This is a genomic window from Sphingomonas sp. TREG-RG-20F-R18-01 (assembly GCF_022662475.1).
Classification (GTDB): domain Bacteria; phylum Pseudomonadota; class Alphaproteobacteria; order Sphingomonadales; family Sphingomonadaceae; genus Sphingomonas.
In genome coordinates this window covers 756,987-774,074 of record NZ_JAKNQQ010000001.1, presented here as the reverse complement: position 1 = coordinate 774,074, position 17,088 = coordinate 756,987, and the positions used below count along the sequence as shown (strand labels likewise).

Annotated in this window: 17 protein-coding genes; 7 read left to right on the top strand and 10 right to left on the bottom strand. The window is 65.8% G+C overall.

Annotation, left to right across the window (positions count from 1 at the left end; genetic code table 11):
• The first annotated feature begins 30 nt into the window (after positions 1–30).
• The 3 genes from L8K25_RS03985 to L8K25_RS03975 all read left to right on the top strand — a co-directional run bounded on the left by L8K25_RS03985 (position 31) and on the right by L8K25_RS03975 (position 2,019).
• The gene (locus L8K25_RS03985) at positions 31–510 is read left to right on the top strand and encodes a biopolymer transporter ExbD (RefSeq protein WP_242137596.1); all 480 of its coding nucleotides are present in this window, start codon (positions 31–33) and stop codon (positions 508–510) included.
• A gap of 29 nt (positions 511–539) precedes the next feature.
• Entirely contained in the window at positions 540–968 is a 429-nt protein-coding gene (locus L8K25_RS03980; protein ID WP_242137595.1) for a biopolymer transporter ExbD, read from the top strand.
• A gap of 154 nt (positions 969–1,122) precedes the next feature.
• Entirely contained in the window at positions 1,123–2,019 is an 897-nt protein-coding gene (locus tag L8K25_RS03975; RefSeq protein WP_242137594.1) for a hypothetical protein, read from the top strand.
• Between the two features lie 9 nt (positions 2,020–2,028).
• Here the strand turns inward: L8K25_RS03975 and dcd are convergent, their stop codons facing one another.
• A complete protein-coding gene (gene dcd / locus L8K25_RS03970; RefSeq protein WP_242137593.1) occupies positions 2,029–2,583 on the bottom strand; it encodes a dCTP deaminase in 555 nt (184 codons plus the stop codon).
• A gap of 95 nt (positions 2,584–2,678) precedes the next feature.
• Between dcd and L8K25_RS03965 the strand changes: the two genes are divergently transcribed.
• On the top strand, positions 2,679–3,377 hold the full coding sequence (locus tag L8K25_RS03965; protein WP_242137592.1) for a hypothetical protein: 699 nt from the start codon (positions 2,679–2,681) through the stop codon (positions 3,375–3,377).
• Here L8K25_RS03965 and L8K25_RS03960 read toward each other — a convergent pair.
• Genes L8K25_RS03960 through L8K25_RS03950 form a run of 3 tightly spaced genes read right to left on the bottom strand, consistent with a single transcriptional unit; the run spans position 3,374 to position 5,038 of the window.
• On the bottom strand, positions 3,374–3,853 hold the full coding sequence (locus L8K25_RS03960; RefSeq protein ID WP_242137591.1) for a cytidine deaminase: 480 nt from the start codon (positions 3,851–3,853) through the stop codon (positions 3,374–3,376). The two genes, L8K25_RS03965 and L8K25_RS03960, sit on opposite strands and share 4 nt — an antisense overlap.
• The gene (locus L8K25_RS03955) at positions 3,850–4,539 is read right to left on the bottom strand and encodes a GH25 family lysozyme (protein ID WP_242137590.1); all 690 of its coding nucleotides are present in this window, start codon (positions 4,537–4,539) and stop codon (positions 3,850–3,852) included. Before L8K25_RS03955 ends, L8K25_RS03960 begins: the two co-directional genes overlap by 4 nt.
• A 16-nt stretch (positions 4,540–4,555) precedes the next feature.
• On the bottom strand, positions 4,556–5,038 hold the full coding sequence (locus L8K25_RS03950) for a UPF0262 family protein (protein WP_242137589.1): 483 nt from the start codon (positions 5,036–5,038) through the stop codon (positions 4,556–4,558).
• A gap of 438 nt (positions 5,039–5,476) precedes the next feature.
• Here L8K25_RS03950 and L8K25_RS03945 point away from each other — a divergent pair, with 438 nt between their 5' ends.
• Together L8K25_RS03945 and L8K25_RS03940 are read left to right on the top strand one after the other, a co-directional pair.
• Complete coding sequence (locus tag L8K25_RS03945) at positions 5,477–6,967, top strand: replicative DNA helicase (protein WP_242137588.1); 1,491 nt, start codon at positions 5,477–5,479, stop codon at positions 6,965–6,967.
• A gap of 13 nt (positions 6,968–6,980) precedes the next feature.
• Positions 6,981–8,363 (top strand): RNB domain-containing ribonuclease, encoded by a 1,383-nt coding sequence (locus tag L8K25_RS03940; protein ID WP_242137587.1) that lies wholly within the window; start codon positions 6,981–6,983, stop codon positions 8,361–8,363.
• Between the two features lie 101 nt (positions 8,364–8,464).
• Here the strand turns inward: L8K25_RS03940 and L8K25_RS03935 are convergent, their stop codons facing one another.
• The 5 genes from L8K25_RS03935 to cobA all read right to left on the bottom strand — a co-directional run bounded on the left by L8K25_RS03935 (position 8,465) and on the right by cobA (position 12,509).
• Entirely contained in the window at positions 8,465–9,220 is a 756-nt protein-coding gene (locus tag L8K25_RS03935; protein ID WP_242137586.1) for a phosphoadenylyl-sulfate reductase, read from the bottom strand.
• Entirely contained in the window at positions 9,213–9,632 is a 420-nt protein-coding gene (locus L8K25_RS03930) for a DUF934 domain-containing protein (RefSeq protein ID WP_242137585.1), read from the bottom strand. Before L8K25_RS03930 ends, L8K25_RS03935 begins: the two co-directional genes overlap by 8 nt.
• Positions 9,625–11,256 (bottom strand): nitrite/sulfite reductase, encoded by a 1,632-nt coding sequence (locus L8K25_RS03925; RefSeq protein ID WP_242137584.1) that lies wholly within the window; start codon positions 11,254–11,256, stop codon positions 9,625–9,627. Before L8K25_RS03925 ends, L8K25_RS03930 begins: the two co-directional genes overlap by 8 nt.
• A 159-nt stretch (positions 11,257–11,415) precedes the next feature.
• Positions 11,416–11,712: a DUF2849 domain-containing protein gene (locus tag L8K25_RS03920; RefSeq protein WP_242137583.1), complete on the bottom strand. Its 297-nt coding sequence runs from the start codon at positions 11,710–11,712 to the stop codon at positions 11,416–11,418.
• Complete coding sequence (gene cobA / locus L8K25_RS03915; protein WP_242137582.1) at positions 11,709–12,509, bottom strand: uroporphyrinogen-III C-methyltransferase; 801 nt, start codon at positions 12,507–12,509, stop codon at positions 11,709–11,711. Before cobA ends, L8K25_RS03920 begins: the two co-directional genes overlap by 4 nt.
• A gap of 289 nt (positions 12,510–12,798) precedes the next feature.
• Between cobA and L8K25_RS03910 the strand changes: the two genes are divergently transcribed.
• On the top strand, positions 12,799–13,563 hold the full coding sequence (locus L8K25_RS03910; protein WP_242137581.1) for a hypothetical protein: 765 nt from the start codon (positions 12,799–12,801) through the stop codon (positions 13,561–13,563).
• A gap of 88 nt (positions 13,564–13,651) precedes the next feature.
• Here the strand turns inward: L8K25_RS03910 and L8K25_RS03905 are convergent, their stop codons facing one another.
• Complete coding sequence (locus L8K25_RS03905; protein WP_242137580.1) at positions 13,652–16,837, bottom strand: TonB-dependent receptor; 3,186 nt, start codon at positions 16,835–16,837, stop codon at positions 13,652–13,654.
• Between the last annotated feature and the right edge of the window lie 251 nt (positions 16,838–17,088).

Here is a 17,088-nt window from a genome sequence, read left to right as displayed (position 1 = left end):
GCCTGACTGATACGGATAGGATGGCCTTTCATGGCGATTAGTACTGGTGGTGCAGAAGACGCCCCGATGTCCGACATCAACACGACCCCGCTCGTGGACGTCATGTTGGTGTTGCTGATCATCTTCCTCATCACGGTTCCGGCGATTGTGCAGAGCGTCAAGCTGAAGCTGCCCGACGTGCGGTACGACCCGACCGTGACCAAGCCCGAGAACGTCTCGCTCTCGATCACGCGCGATCCCAGCGGCGCGTGTGCCGTCTATTGGGGCCTGACCCGCGTGAGCCACGAAGAGCTGCTCAAGCGCGCGACCGACAAGCTGAAGGAAATCGTCGACAAGGCCGGCGGTGCCGCCAACTTGACGACCGAGGACCTGCCCGAGGCGCATATCCGTGGTGACGTGGAAACGCCGTACCGGTGCATCGGCGGCGCGATCTACACGATGCAGTCGGCCGGCTTCGCCAAGGTTGGCTTCATCTCCGAACCGCCTCCCACCGGCGGTCCGTCATCGTAAGCGTGCGCTAGCACCGAGGAGTAATTAGCATGGCAATCAGTGCAGGCGGCGCCGAAGGCGAGCCCATGATGGACATGAACACGACGCCGTTGATCGACGTCATGCTCGTGCTGCTCATCATGTTCATCATCACGATCCCGATCCAGACGCATGCGGTGAAGGTCGATCTTCCGATCAACGACCCGAACCAGGTCAAGCCGCCGGTGGACCCGCAGAAGAACAAGATCGTCATCACGCCGGACGGCGTGGTCCTGTGGAACGGCGCACCGACCGACGGGGCAACGCTGCAGCAGTATCTGACGCAGACGACCCAGCTGAACCCGGAGCCGGAACTGCACTTCCAGCCGGATCCGGCGGCCCGCTACGAGAAGGTCGACCAGGTTCTGGCGATCATCAAGCGGTCGAACGTGTCGAAGCTCGGCTTCATCGGCAACGAGCAGTATCGCGGCGAATTCTGATCAAACGTCGCCACGGCGAACGAATCGGGGCGGTCCTTCGGGGCCGCCCTTTTTTTGTCGCGATCGGCCGCGGCTCGTATCGCACGCAGCGCAGCCATGCCCTATGCTCGGTAAACATCTCGACGAACGGATCACGGGGAAGGATCGCGTGGCAATGCAGCGCAGAACCGCCAACGGCGCACGGGTCGTCCCGCTCTGGAGTATCCGGACAGTCGTAGCATTGGCGTTCGGGTCCGGCATCGTGCCAGCCTTCGCATCGGCCCAGGCGATCCTGCCGCCGCGGACGGACGGTGCGACGCTGCGAGCGCAACTCGCCCCGGTAATGGCACCCCCGGGGCGCGCCATGCCCGCGGACGCCGCCGCGCTCGACGCGATGCTCGGCAAGCATGACTGGCAGGCGCTGACCGCCAGGTTGCGCGCTACGCAGGCCGCGCCGGAGATCGTCCTGGATATGAACTGGGCGCAGGCGCACCTTCACGGCGGCGCGGGCTTCGTCATCGCCTATGCGTATATGAACGACTTGTGGCGACTCGGCAGCGCGGTGCCCGGTGCACCGGGCGATGGATTGAAGCAGAGCGCGGCGATGGTGATGCTCTACGGTTTGGATCTCGCCGTCGTGGATGGCGTGAAATGTGCAGACCGGACCGCGCCGGGGCGACGGGTTGACCAAGTGTTCGCTCAGAATGGCGCGATCCTGGCCTATCTGCGCGGACTGCCGATGGCCGCTCGCGCGACCATTGCGAACACGTCGCTGAACATCGAAGCCGCAACCACGGCAGTGCGCGCGAACGACGACGTCTTGTGCCGCGGCGGCATGGACGAGATTCGGGCGGGCCTCGACGCGCAACGGAGCAAGCCGTTGACGCAGGTCCCGAATTCGCCCGGGACGGTAGGCAAGACCTATGCCGTCTCCGCGCCACCCGGCTACGCGCTGCAGTTCGTCAGCGCCGCGACCTGGGTACCCCTGCAGCTTGCCGCGCGCCGGTCGCTGCCCGCGATGCTGACGCGACTCGTGCAAGCAGCGCCCGCAGAGCCGACCCCGATCCGCTAGGGCTGCCGCTCACAAGCGCGGAAGGGTTACCCCGCGTTGCCCCATATATTTGCCCGCCCGGTCGGCATAGCTGGTCTCGCACGGCTCGTTCCCTTCGAGGAACAGGAACTGGCAAGCGCCCTCGTTGGCGTAGATCTTCGCGGGCAAGGGCGTGGTATTCGAGAATTCCAGCGTCACATGCCCCTCCCACCCGGGCTCGAGCGGGGTGACGTTGACGATGATCCCGCAGCGCGCATAGGTCGACTTCCCGAGGCAGATCACCAGCACGTCGCGCGGCACGCGGAAATATTCGACCGTCCGCGCAAGGGCGAAGCTGTTGGGCGGGATGATGCAGCAATCGGTCTTGCGGTCGACGAAGCTGTTCGCGGCGAAGTCCTTTGGGTCGACGATCACGCTGTCGATGTTGGTGAAGATCTTGAACTCGTCCGAAACGCGCGCGTCATAGCCGTAGGAGGACAGGCCGTAGGAGATACACCCGTCACGCTTCTGGCCGTCGACGAACGGCTCGATCATGCCATGCTCAAGCGCTTGCGTGCGAATCCAGCGGTCGGACATGATCGACATGCGTCTCTTTCCTTCGATAGGGCGCGATGGCCGTGGTGGCGTTTCGCCGGAAAAGACGGTGTGGGCAAGGCACGTTGTTGCGGGGCGTGCCAACCATGGATAGCCTCGGGGCAGGGCAGGGGGCAGCGATGCGGCGCTGGTGGAGACGGGTTCAGGGAGGCATCGCGATTGCAGCGGCCGTGCTCGCAACGGTCGCGCTCGTGCCCGAGGTCCTGGCATTCCCCCATCGGCAGGCGATTGGCGATACCATCTTTTATACCGAACAGCCGCTACCCGCCACCATGCCGGCGCTGCTCACGCGGAGCGATGCGATGCTGCGCCACAGTGCGCTGTACCAGTCGGGGTATGGTCGGCGCATCTTCCTGACCGACGGGGGGTGGCGGTGGCGGTTGCTGGCGTTGGGCTCGTCCGGCGCGTTTGCCTTTTCGCGTCCGTTCGGCGACGTGATCGTCGTCAATCGAAGCGATCCGACGCACGACCTCGTCTTCAACGGGCAGGCGATCGGCGGCCGTCGCGCGTTTTCGGACGTTCTTGCGCACGAGCGTACCCATGCACTGATCCGTGCGCGCTACGGCCTGCTGGCGGACCTGCGCTACCCCGCCTGGCTGCGCGAGGGCTATTGCGATGTCGTCAGCGGCGGCGGCAGCCTGTCGGATGCGCAGGCCGCAGCGCTCGAAGCCGAGCATCGCGCGCATCCGGCATTGCTCTATTATTACGGCCGCAAGCGGGTCGACGCCCTGCTTCGCGCCGCGCATGGCGACGTCGATCGCGTGTTTGCCGAAGCCGTGCGTTAGCGAGTCGGGCCCAGGCCGAGATCAGCGGGACCAAAGGCATGCGGCAGCAGCACCGATAGCGGATAGCATTCGATCGCGTCGCCTTCGGCCGCACCGCACCAGACGGTCACGTCATGCCCACCGATCTGCGCCGCCTCGTTGATGACCTGCCGACACCGGCCGCAGGGGCCGACCGGGGCCGTCCCGATCGGGCGTCCGGCGGCGTCCATCGCTCCGCCAATCACGCCGATCGCGATGACTTGCGCGAGATCCCCCGCGCTGCTGACCATCGCCAGCGCGACCGTCTCGGCGCAGAGCGACAGGCCATAGCTGGCATTCTCGAAATTCGCGGCGGTCACCGTGCGGCCATCGGCCAGCAGCACCGCGGCGCCGACGGCGAAGCGCGAATAGGGCGCATGCGCGTTCAGCGCCGCGCCGCGAGCGGCGGCAATCAGCGCGGCGCCGGTAGCGCTGTCAGTCGAGGCGTGCTGCGTCATGGTCGTACGACATCCCAATGTACTGGCGTTTCGACGCCCTCGATACGCCGTTCGGCATTGGCCTGCCACATCCGCCATGATCGCGCCGGATAATCGGGGGCGAGGTAATTCTGCACCGCCCAGACTCCACGCGGCAGCGCCGCCGTCACGCCATAAGCGGACTCGAACGGCCTGGTCACCTTGATCAGCACCGGCTTGCCGGTGTGCGCCTCGACCATCTCGAGATATTGGCGGAGCCCCGCGAGCACCGCCGCCGGCGCCGGTCGCGCGGTGCAATCGGCCGCGAAATCGAGCACCACCGCCGCGGGCAGCGCATCGTCGGCGCGCGGCACGGTCGTGTTGAAGTTGTTCGCCTGGTCGACCGCCGGCTTGCACAGGGAGTAGCGATGCAGTGCCCCGCGCCGCATCCCGGTCTCGGCGACTGCGGCCCAATTCTCCTCGAACCGGGTGTCGCGCCGGTCGGCGCCGACGGTTGCGCGGAGGTAGGCGAAGTCCGCGCCGCTGCGCTTGACCGCCCACCAGTCGACCGGGCCGTTGACCGCGGAGACGTCGATCCCCTGGAATGTGTACGGTGCGCCCGGCTTCCAGCCCATGGCATACACCCATGCCCCGATCGCGCCCAGTCCGAGTGCCACGGCGACACCTGCGAACAGCGCGACCAGTCTGCCCAAACGGCGAACGGTCAACACTTTACCCCTAATATTATGCTTTGATGTGGAGGACGCAGATCAGCGTGAAGAGGCGCCGGGCGGTGTCGAAATCGATTTCGATCTTTCCGGCCAGCCGTTCGCGCAGCAATTCCGCCGCTTCATTGTGGATGCCGCGGCGCGCCATGTCCACCGTTTCGATCTGCGCGGGCGTCGCATTGCGGATCGCCTGGTAGTAACTATCGCAAATCGCGAAGTAATCCCGGATCGGACGGCGGAACCGGCCCATCGCGAGGACATAGGTCTCGAGCAGCGATTCGTCCGCGCGGTGGATCGCGATGGCGAGCCGCCCTTCCTCGACCGCGAGCGCGATCCGGTATGGCCCGGCATAGCCGTCGGGATACTCGCGTTGCGGTGCGAAGTGGTTGCCCTCGATCAGATCGAAGATCGCGATCCGCCGTTCCTGCTCGATATCGGCCGACCGCCACAGGATCGTGCGTTCGTCGAGCGTGACGGCGATGATGCGCGGATCGGCCATGCACCAGCCGTAGAGGGGAAGGGTGGGGAGAATCAACGCATTCTAGCGCGGGTCGCGGACGGTGCGAACCACGAGCGGCGTACGGCTTGGGTTATCCCGGACTTATCCACAGGTTTGTGACCACGTTATGCCGGACTTATGCAGGGCTTTTGCCGGACTTCCCCACCACCGTATCGCGGCCGCGCGCCGGAAGGCATCTTGCTGTTTTTCTGGGGGTGGACGCGCAGGCCAAGGTGGCCCGGGGACAAGCCGGGCGATGGGCAGCGACCAGGGTGCGCGTTCCGAGAAACGCGTCTGCTGCCAGGCCTGCTTATCCACCAGTCATCCCCACGAAACGCACCGATCGTCCCGTGGTTATCCCCGACTTATCCACAGCTGCGACGTGCGGCCCGGCGCAACATGCTTGAGCCGACGGTCCGACAGGTCCAAACCGCGCGCATGGCCACCGCATTCGCTCCTCCGCCCGTCGTCCCCGAAGCCGTTTCGCTCCCGCAGAACGTCGAAGCCGAAGCCGCGATGCTCGGCGCGATGATGATCGACAACCGGCTCGCCGACGATCTCGTCGACAAGCTCCAGCCCGAACATTTCTTCGAACCGCTCCACGGCCGCATCTTCAGCGCGATCAAGGTGTTGCGCGGCAACGACATGCTGGTGACCCCGGTCACGCTGCGGCCGATGTTCGAACAGGATGCCGGGATGCGCGAGCTGGGCGGCCCGTCCTATCTCGCGCAGCTGACCGGCAGCGGCGCCGGGCTGATCGGCGCGCGCCAGTTCGCGCAGCAGATCTACGATCTCGCGATGCTGCGGACGCTGGTGACGGTCGGCCGCGGGCTGGTCGACCGCGCGATGGACACCTCCGAGGAGGTCAACCCGCGCGCGCAGATCGAGGCGGCGGAAGAAGAGCTGTTCAAGGTTGCGGCCGACGGCGGCAGCGAGACCGCGATCAAGAGTTTCGCGCAAGCGACGACGCTCGCGGTCAAAAATGCGGAAAAGGCGCTCAACAGCGGCGGTGGCCTGTCGGGCATCACGACCGGGCTCGACAGCGTCAACGCCAAGATCGGCGGCATGCATCATTCCGACTTGATGATCCTTGCCGGGCGTCCGGGCATGGGGAAGACCTCGCTTGCCACCAACATCGCGTTCAACGCCGCCGCGCGCTGGATGCGCGACATGCAGGACGGGTTGAAGCCAAGCGAGTCGGTCGGCGCGAAGGTCGCGTTCTTCAGCCTCGAAATGTCCGCCGACCAGCTCGCGACGCGTATCCTGTCCGAGCAGGCGCGGATCAGCTCCGAAGCGCTGCGCATGGGCAAGATCAGCCGCAACGAATTCAACCAGCTCGCGGCGGCGGCGGCGGACCTCGAGAACCTGCCGCTTTATATCGACGATACCGCCGGACTGACGATCGGCGCACTCCACACCCGGATGCGGCGTCTCCAGCGGCGGCACAATAACGAGATCGGGCTGGTCGTCGTCGACTATCTCCAGCTGCTGACCGGATCGGGCAAGAGCTCGGACGGCAACCGTGTGCAGGAAATCTCGGAGATCTCGCGCGGGCTGAAGACACTTGCCAAGGACATGAACGTTCCGGTGATGGCGCTGTCGCAGCTTAGCCGCGCGGTCGAAAGCCGCGAGGACAAGCGCCCGATGCTTTCGGATCTGCGTGAATCGGGGTCGATCGAGCAGGACGCCGACATCGTGTTCTTCGTGTTTCGCGAGGATTATTACGTCGCCGCGCGTGAGCCCAAGCGTCCGGTCGAGGGCGACAATCCCAAGGTGTTCGAGGACCATGCGCAATGGGCGCTCGAGATGGAGCGCGTCTTCGGCCTCGCCGAGCTGATCGTCGCCAAGCAGCGTCACGGCGCGACCGGCAAGGTGATCCTCAAGTTCGAGCCGAGCGTCACGCGCTTCAGCGATTACGTCGGCTACTGAGGCTGCGGGCTTCGTGAAGACGCTGATCGATTCGGGCCATGCGCTGCAGCGGGGGCTGCTTGCGATCCGGCGCGAATTCGCCGTGCCGGACGGCTTTCCGCCACAGGTCGAGGCGGCGGCGGCTGCGGCGGCACAGCGCGCGCCGACCGAGCATGTCGATCGCACCGCGATGCGTTTCGTCACGCTCGACCCGGCGACGTCGACCGACCTCGACCAGGCGTTCGCGATCGAACGGAGCGGGCACGACATGCTGCTCCATTATGCGATCGCGGACGTCGCGTGGTTCGTGGCGGATGGCGACCCGGTCGACGTCGAGGCGTGGAAGCGCGGGACAACCTTGTACCTCCCCGATGGCAAGGCCGGGCTGTATCCGCCGGTGCTCGCGGAGGAGGCGGCGAGCCTCTTGCCCGATGGGCCACGGCCCGCGGTGATCTTCACCGTCCGGGTCGCGCCCGATGGTGCGGTCAAGCTCGACGGGGCCGAGCGCGCGATCATCCGGAGCGGCGCGAAACTCGCCTATGACAGTGTCCGCGATACCGATCTGCCCGACGGGTTCGCCGAGCTGTCGGCGCGGGTGCAGGCCGCCGAGGCGCGGCGCGGGGCATCGCGGGTCGATCCGCCCGAACAGGAAGTCAGCGCCTTGCCCGACGGTGGATTCGATTTGCGGTTCGCGCCGCGGCTGGAGTCCGAGGCGCGCAACGCGGCGCTGTCGCTCGCCACCAACATGGCGGTCGCGGACCTGCTGCTCGCGCACCAGACCGGGCTGTTCCGCGTGATGGCCGCGCCCGACGATCATGCGGTCGCGCGGTTGCGGATCACCGCGGCGGCGCTCGGGATCGACTGGGCGGCCGACGTGCCGCTCGATGCGATCGAGCGGCGGCTCGACGGGCACGATCCGAAGCAGGCCGCGTTCATGACCGCGATCCGGCGCAACGGCGGCGGCGCGAGCTACGCACCCTATCGCGACGGCGTCGTGCCATGGCACGCGGCAATGGCGGCGACCTATGCGCACGCGACCGCGCCGCTCCGGCGGCTGGCGGACCGCTATGTGATCCGCGCTACTCTTGCGATCGCCAGCGGGCAGCCGGTGCCGGAGGCGGTGACCGCGGCGTTCGAGACGCTGCCGACGGTGATGGCGCGCGCCGATGCGATCGGCGGGCGGATCGACCGCGCGGTGATCGATCTGGCCGAGGCAGTGATGCTGGCGGGCTCGGTCGGCGAGACGTTCGCGGCGGTCGTCACCGATGTCGAGGCACGCGCCGCGCGGATCCAGTTGTGCGACGAGCCCGTGGTGGCGCGCGTGGCGGCGACGGGGGTGGTGCCGGGGGAGCGGATCGACGTGGTGCTGCGCGCGGCGGATGCGGAGAAGCGGGTGCTGACGTTCGAGCGGGGGTGAGGGAGGCCTGGCGCCGTTTTCCCGCGCAAGCCGGAACCCGGAGTTGCACGCTCAGCGCTCAGTTACCCTGGGCTCCTGCCTGCGCAGGAGCACGTTGCGGATCAGAAAACCGGTTCCTCGCCCGGTTTTTCGGGCACGTGGATCCCGCATTCGACCTTGTCCCACCCGCGCCAGCGTCCGGCGCGCGGGTCTTCGCCCGGCTGGACCTTGGACGTGCAGGGCGCGCAGCCGATTGACGGATAGCCCTGCGCTTCGAGCGGATGGCGCGGCAGCCGGTGCTCGGCGAAATAGGCCTCCAGGCGGTCCTTGTCCCAGTCGGCGAGCGGGTTGATCTTCAGCCGGCCCTCGTCTTCCTCGAACCGCGGCATCGCGATCCGCGTCCCCGCCTGGAAGCCCTTGCGCCCCGAAATCCACGAATCGAACGGCGCGAGCGCGCGGCGCAGCGGCTCGACCTTGCGCAGGTCGCAGCAGCCATCGGGGTCGTAATTCCAGCGCAACCCGGTCGCATCCTTTTCAGCAAGCCGATGCGGGTCGGGCCGGAAGACGCGCAGATCGGTGAAGCCGAGCATCTCTGAAAGCTGGTCGCGATACGCCAGCGTTTCGCCGAAGATCTTCTGCGTGTTGAGGAAGATCACCGGGACGTCGCGGTCGACCTGCGCGATCAGGTGGAGCAGCACCGCGCTCTCCGCCCCGAACGACGAGACCGCAGCGATGCGCCCCTTGAGCTCGCCGGTCAGCAACTCCCCGAGCAGGTCACCGGTGCCGACGCCGGCATAGCGCGCCTCCATCGCCGCCGCATCGTCGGGGGAGAAGGGCGCGACGTCGATCAGGTCGAGGCGGCGCGCGCTGCTAGCCATGCCGCAGTTTCCACACCGGGACCTGACCGTCGGCGGCTTTCTGATAGACATGGTCGTAGCGGGTCAGCGCCGCCTCGAGCGTCGCGGGGTCAATCTCCGCCTCGGGCGCGAAGCTGTCGAAGCCGCAGCGCTTCATGAACAGCATCTGGTCGACCAGCACGTCCCCCTGCGCGCGCAACTCCCCCGTGTAACCCGCCTCGCGCAGGATGCGCGCGGCGGAATAGCCGCGGCCGTCACGGAAGCTCGGGAAGCTAATCTCGACCAACGCGATCCGGTCGAGGTGCGGGAGCAGCGCGCGTGCGTCCTCGCCCGCCTCGAGGCGGACCGCGGTGGCGTTGGTCTGGTCCTCGAGGAACGCGTCGAGCGTGACCGCTGGCTCGTCGGAGCCGATCGACATGGCGGACTTATCCATAAAGCGCTTCCTTGAACGGATCCATGCCGAGCCGGCGGTAGGTATCGAGGAAGCGCTCGCCCGCTTCCCGCTTCTCGAGATAGACGTTGGTCACGGTCTCGACCGCGTCGACGATGCCGTCCTCGCTGAAGCCGGGGCCGGTGATCCGCGCGAGGCTCGCGTCCTCCGCGCCCGAACCGCCGAGGAGGAGCTGGTAATTCTCGGTGCCCTTCTTGTCGACGCCGAGGATGCCGATATGGCCCGCATGATGATGCCCGCAGGCGTTGATGCAGCCGCTGATCTTGAGCTTGAGCTCGCCCAGATCGCGCTGGCGCTCCGGGTCGGCGAAGCGGGTGGCGATCTTCTGCGCGACCGGGATCGAGCGGGCGTTGGCGAGGCTGCAGTAATCGAGGCCGGGGCAGGCGATGATGTCGCTGATCAGATCGACGTTGGCAGGCGCCAGACCGGCCGCATCGAGCGCGCTCCAAACATGGTGAAGGTCGCTTACGGCGACGTGCGGCAGAACGATGTTCTGCGCATGAGTCACGCGCAACTCATTGAAACTGAACCGTTCTGCCAGGTCGGCCATGACGTCGATCTGGTCGGCCGACGCATCGCCGGGGATGCCGCCGGTGGGCTTCAGGCTGATTGTCACGATCGCATAGCCGGGCTGCTTGTGCGCGACGGTGTTCTGCGCGCGCCATGCGTCGAACGCGGGGTTGGGCGCGGTGTCGGCCTGCGGAACCAGCGCGGCGAAGGCGGGGGGTGCGAACATCTCGGTGATGCGGTCGAATTCGGCCTTGGGCGGATCGAGCCCGAGCGACTTGACGTGCGCGAACTCTTCCTCGACCTGGCGGCGATATTCGTCCGCGCCGAGCTCGTGGATCAAAATCTTGATCCGCGCCTTAAAGATATTGTCGCGGCGGCCGTAGCGATTGTAGACGCGCAGACACGCCTCGACATAGCTCAGCAGATCATCCGCGGTGATGAAGTCCTTGATTTCGGGCGCGATCATCGGGGTACGGCCCATGCCACCGCCGACGCAGATGCGCCCGCCGAGAACGCCGTCGCGCTCGACCAGCTGGATGCCGATGTCGTGGAGCCGCATCGCCGCACGGTCTTCGTCCGCGGCGATCACCGCGATCTTGAACTTGCGCGGCAGATAACTGAACTCGGGGTGGAAGGTGCTCCACTGGCGGAGCAATTCGGCCCACACGCGCGGATCGGCGACCTCGTCCGCGGCGGCGCCGGCGAACTGGTCGGACGAGATGTTGCGGATGCAATTGCCGCTGGTCTGGATCGCATGCATCTCGACCGTCGCCAGCTCGGCAAGGATGTCGGGTGCTTCGGACAGCTTGATCCAGTTGTACTGGATGTTCTGACGCGTCGTAAAATGACCGTATCCGCGGTCGTATTTGCGCGCAATGTGTCCGAGCATCCGCATCTGTCGCCCGTCGAGCGTGCCATAGGGGATGGCGACGCGCAGCATATAGGCGTGCAACTGGAGATAGAGGCCGTTCATCAGCCGGAGCGGCTTGAACTGGTCCTCGGTGATCTGCCCCGCGAGGCGGCGCTTCACCTGGTCACGGAATTCCTCGACGCGGGAATCGACGATCGACTGATCGTACTGGTCATATTTATACATGGTAAACTCCCGTCGCCGCAGTTGTTGCCGAGGCTGGGTGAGGAAGATGAAACGCCGTCACCCCGGCGTAGGCCGGGGCCGTCATGTTGGGCGTCGGACGGCGGTTCCGCGCGGTAACCTGGCGGCCCCGGCCTTCGCCGGGGTGACGGAAGCTGAGCGTCATATCACCCAGCTCCCCGCATTCGGATCGGCGGGCTTGAGCGTCAGGTCCGGCCGCACCGTCGGCCCGAGCGCGCGGACGCGGTCCTTGATGTGCGCGGGGCGGGGCCCCTCGGGCGTCATCGTCGCGTCGATCACATAGGGGCCGGTGACGCGCTGTGCGCCTTCCTGCGCGCGCGCGATGCTCTCGCCCTGGTCGGTCACGTCACCCGCGTCCTCGATATGGCGCGACCAGCCGTTGCCGGTCCACCAGATCACATCGCCCGTGGGCAAGTCGTTTCCGGTCAGCAGTTTCACGCGACAGTCTCCGCCAATGTCCCGGCGATGCGCGCCCAGGACCCCAATTTGTCTTCCGCGTCGGACAGCTCGACGACCTCGCCGACGACGATGATCGCGGGCGACGCGACCTGCTCGCGCGAGACCATCGGCCCGAGGTCGGCGAGCAGCGTCCTGATCGCGCGATGCCCGTCCAGCGTCCCACGCTCGAGCACCGCGACCGGCATGTCGGGCGCGACGCCGTCGCGCATCAGCTTGTCGGCAATGTCGGTCGCGGTCGCCACGCCCATGTAGATCACCAGCGTCCGGCCCTTGCCCGCGAGCCCCGACCAGTCCTGGTCGGTCAGCCCCTTGCACTGGCCCGCGACGAAGCTGACCGCGCTCGAATAGTCCCGGTGGGTGAGGGGGAGCATCGCTTCCGCCGCACAACCGAGCGCCGCCGATACGCCGGGGATCACCTCGACCGGCAGGCCAGCCGCCCGGACTTCCTCGACCTCTTCGCCGCCGCGCCCGAAGATGAACGGATCGCCGCCCTTCAACCGCACGACGACGCTCCCGGTCTTCACATGCGCGATGATCAGCGCGTTGATCGCCTCCTGCGGCAGCGTATGTCGCGCGCGCTTCTTGGCGACCGAAATGCGTTGCGCGTCGGCCGGCGCGAGATCTAGCACGCGCGGGTCGATCAGCCCGTCATGCACGACGACATCCGCCTGCCGGAGCGCCTCGACCGCGCGGACGGTGAGCAAGCCCGGGTCGCCGGGCCCCGCGCCGACGAGGATGACTCGCCCGCGGGCGGTGGGATCGAGAAGGGTTGCCATCGCTGTCAGATGGGCTGGACCAGGCGCCACGGCAATTCAAGGATGCTTTGGGGCGAGGTAGGCAATCTTTCATTGTCCGGCTCGGTCTGGCGTCTCCGTCGTCATGCCGGGTTCATCCGCGTGTCCGCCTGACAACGCTCGGCCGGCGCGGGACCGCCCCATTCCGCGTGATGATGGCCGGGAAGCAGGCGATACGCAGCACGTCGCTTGTGACGTACCGCCCAAGCGCCTAGCCCGATACGGCAAAGTGTCTGACTTGCGTGTACCCCCCAGTCGAGGATTCCATCCGATGATCAAGAAAACGCTCATGCTGTTGACCGGAGCGACCGTGTTGCTCGCCGGTTGCGGCAGCAAGACGACGACCGACACCGCCACCACCACCAGCAGCGCAACCCCCGCGGCGACGCGGGTGCGCGGCGTGGTCCAGTCGGTCGATACCAATGGCGTGACGATTCAGGGCTATGACGGCAAGACGACGACGGTGCCGATCGACGGCAAGACAGGCTTCGCCTGGGTCGTCGGGTCGAGCCTGTCGACGCTCAAGACCGGTGACTTCATCGGCACCGCGACGTCCGGCCCGGACAGTGCGCTGCGCGCGGTCGAGCTGGTGATCTTCCCCGAGGCGATGCGCGGGTCGGGCGAGGGCCATTACGGCTGGGACGTTCCGGGTGTCGTCGCGGCGAGCGGCGGTAACGGTGGCGGCGGTGCGAGCGGCATGACCAACGGCACCGTGCAGCAGCAGAGCGGGATGACCAACGGCACCGTGCAAGAACAGAGCGGCATGACCAACGGCACCGTTCAAGAACAGAGCGGGATGACCAACGGCACGGTCTCCTCCACCGCGGGGACGTCGGGTGAAACCAGCTTGACGATTTCGTACAAGGGCGGGACCGCGAAGGTGCTGGTGCCGGCCGGGACGCCGATCGTGCGCTTCGAACCGACGCAGCGCTCGATGCTCGCCAAGGGGCAGAAGGTGTTTGTCGTAAAGACCGCCGATGCACCCGGCGCGAAGTTCGTCGCGATCGGCAAGGACGGCCTTACGCCCCCGATGTGACCGGCCACCGCGCCGATCTGCAACGATGACAAAAAAGGGGGAGCGATCTTGCGATCGCTCCCCCGGTCGTATCAGCCTGATCAGGCGATCAGAACTTGGCCTTGAACCCCGCATAGAAGCGGCGGCCGATCGGCTCGTAGATGCCGGTGCCACCACCGATGCCGGTCGAGCCCAGCGGCGGAACGCGGTCGGTCAGGTTGTCGATGCCGAAGTAGAACTGCGACCCGCCCTGGATGTTGATCCCGAAACGCGCGTTCATGTAGAACACTTCAGGATAGTAGGGAATGCTGTAGCGGTCCGCATTCTGCGGCGGACGCCCCTGGTAGGACTGGACATCCTCGATGAAGCCGGCCGCCATCTTCCCCAGATAGTTGAGCTGGTAGTTGACTTCGAACGGCCCGAACGCGCCGTTGAGGTTCCAGTACACCTTGTCCTTGGGGCTGCCAAGTTCGCCGAGCAGATTGTCGCCGAAGTTCGGCTGGCTCGGATCGATGAACTGCGCATTCTCGAACTGGTGGGTATAGACCAGCACCGAACTCGCCTTCACGAAACCGAAGTCGTGCTGGTAGCTGAGGTTCACGTCGAGGCCGCGGACGCGCAGGCTGGCGTAGTTGAGCAGCGTCTGCTGCAGGCTGCCTTCGATTACGCGATACTGCTCTTCCCCGCTCGGTCCGGTCTGGCCAGCCGCGACGCGCTGGAACAGGCCGCAGAACTGGTTGTTGCCGGTAGGCGAATCATAGCAGCTGTTGAGGATCTGCTGCGCCGAAGGCGCGGTGATCACGTTGGCCACCTTGATGTTGTAATAGTCGACCGACAGCGTCAGGCCACGCGTGAAGCGGGGCTTCAGGACGATCCCGTAGGTGTAGGAGTCCGACTTTTCGACGTTCAGGTTGGGGTTGCCCCCGCTGAGAATGCCGAGCGTCTGCTGATACAGGTAGTTGTAGTTGGTCGGGATGCCGGCCGCAGCGCAGTTTGCGGCGCGATACTGTGTGCCGGTTGCGATGAAGTTGGCCGAGCACGGGTCGTTGACCGACGCGAAGTTCTGGCTCTGCGAGGAATAAAGCTCGGACAGGTTCGGGGCACGGACCGCGCGGGCATAAGAAGCGCGGAAGCTGATGTCCGGAACGGGCGAGTAGTTGCCACCGAAGTTGTAGGTGTAAACCGTGCCTGCGTTGCTGTTATAGTCCGAAACGCGACCAGAGGCGGTGAAGCTCAGATCCTCTGCGAACCGCATCCCCTTGAAGACCGGGATCTGGATTTCGCCATAGGCTTCCTTCACCTCGAAAGCCTGCGGGGCGAAGGTCGGCAGCGCGTTGTAGAAGGTGTATCCCTGTTCGACCAAGGGATCCGGCTTGAAGAAGTTGGTTTCCCGACGATATTCCCCGCCTACTGCGAAGCGGAGCGGACCGCCCGGCAGGTTGAAGAAGCCACTGGTGTCGCCGTTGACGAACGCGGAGACGTCAAGCTGCGTGATCTTCCCGTGCGAGACCGTGTCCTGCAGGACATAACGCTTTGCCGCATCGGAGATGTTGCCGTTGCCGAACAGGTTGATCGGCTGGCAGGCGGCGATGTCCGCGGCAAGGATTGCCGGATTGCCGCCGATGTCGGTGCCACCACGCGACGGGGTGATCTGCGAGCCGCAAACGATGTTGCCGGCGGCATTGCGCTGCGCATCCATGCCCAGCAGGAAACGCTGGACGTTGAGGTTGCCGAGAACGCGCGTATCTTCGATGAACTCGCCGTAGTTGGCGGCGACTTCATACTTCCAGTCGCCGTTGAACGTGCCGCGCACGCCGCCGACGATCCGGTAGGTCTGGCGCTTGGACTGTTCCGAGCGGACCCCCAGGTCGACGAGGTTCTTGCGGAGCGTGAAGCGGGTCGCACCCGTGATCGTCGCGGGATCCGTGCCACCGGCGATCAGCGCGTTGGTGATCGTCGTGCGGGCGGCCGTGCTCAGATACGGGTTGTCGAGGCGCGGACGCTCAAACGTCGACGTATCGTACCCGGCGAGCGTTCCGCCGGTGATGAACGCCGGGCCGGAACTGCCCTGGCCATAAGTCTCGGTCCGCGAATAGGATGCCTCGACGAACGGGACGATCGCATCCGAAATCTCGAAGTGGCCGACGAGGTTGGCCGAGTAGCGATCGAGTGCCGGCTGGATCTGAAGAAGCTGGCCTTCACGATTGGTATCGCCGTTGCCGCCGATAAACGAAGAGCCGCTCGGCGAGCTGGTGTTGGTGCCGATCCCGACGCGTGCGCCATTCTCCTGGACAAGCGAGCCGTCACCCTGGAACAGATAGTTGCACGAGAAGCGCTTCGCAGTGTTATCCGTCCCGCACGCGCCGGTCGGGCTTGCGAAGGTCACCAGGCCGCCCGATGCGATCGTCGCGGAGTGGATGTTGCGGAAGAAGATGTTGTCCGGAACGCCGTTGAAATTCGGCAATGTCTGCCCGGTGGCGATACCCGGAGCGTCGACCTGCGTCGTGACGAAGCCGTCTACCTGCTGCAGGCGCGAACGGTCGGAGGCGTACAGGCTATTCTGCCGCGCATATTCCAGATCGACCGCGATGTTGCCGCGACCATCGGCGAAGTTCTTGCCGCCCAGGATGCTGCCGAAATACGAACCGGCATCGCCATGCTGGCTGATGCCGCCCTGCACGCGCGCTTCCAGGCCCTGGAAATGGTCCTTCAGACGGAAGTTGACGATACCCGCGATCGCGTCCGACCCGTACACTGCCGAATCGCCGCCGGTGGTGATGTCGATGCTCTCGATCAGGTCCGACGGGATCGTGTTGATGTCGACCGAGACGGCGTTGTTGAGAATGTCCGCGCCGACGTGACGGCGGCCGTTGACGAGAACGAGCGTGCGCTGCGTGCCGAGGCCGCGCAGATCGAGCAGGTTGAGGCCGGCGGTGCCGAGGAAGCGGGTCGAGTTCGCTTGGCTGAACGTGCTCTGCAACTGCGGCAGGGTGTTGAGCGTGTCGCCGATCGAAACGCGCGACGTTGCGAGCAACTGGGTCGGCGTGATCGTCGTGATCGGGCTGGTCGACGTCGCGTTCGGGCTGCTGATGCGCGAGCCGGTGATCACGATGTCTTGCGGCGCAGATTGGGGCGCTGCGGTGTCGGTGCCGTCCGTGGAGGCCCCCACGGTCGTCGTCGTCTGGGTGGATGCGCGTCCGTCGCCGCTGGTCGCGGTCTGCGCGAAGCTCGCTGCAGGAAGTGCCGACAGAACGCTAACTAGCGCTGTGGCCTGCAGAAAACGGTTGAGTTTCATGATGGTCCCCTTGTTATCTTGCCCTGTGATTGGGAGGATAATCGGACGTTTCATGAAGGCGATGCAAGCGAGTGTGACAGTCTCGCAACGCATACAGTAACTTTTGCAAATACATGTTGCATAAACGACACAATGTTCGTGTATGAGGTACCGCTACCACCCGAAAGCTGTGTCAGGCCGTGCGCAACGAGCGGTTCCTTTCGTCAGCCCGAATACCTTCAGCCGACAGGACGCGCTGGCAACGTCCGGTG